Annotated in this window: 1 rRNA gene; it reads left to right on the top strand. The window is 36.4% G+C overall.

Annotated features, from left to right (window positions below):
- Positions 1–148: 148 nt before the first annotated feature.
- Positions 149–217: ribosomal RNA gene (gene rrf / locus AC0IXC_RS29475) — 5S ribosomal RNA — on the top strand; the annotation flags it as partial.

Below are 217 nucleotides of genomic sequence, written 5' to 3'. Positions count from 1 at the left end.
TGACATGTGGAGCTGACGAATACTAATAGATCGAGGACTTAACCATATAATATGAAGCTAATGTTATCTAGTTTTGAGAGAATATAAAAAACTTATTGACTTTAAATGTCGAATGAGTTATGATAATTCTTGTCTTAAATGAATATAGTCTGGTAATGATGGCAGAGAGGTCACACCCGTTCCCATACCGAACACGGAAGTTAAGCTCTCTAGCGCC

The organism is Bacillus sp. AC266 (genome assembly GCF_979253805.1).
This window is presented reverse-complemented; position numbering and strand designations above follow the sequence as displayed.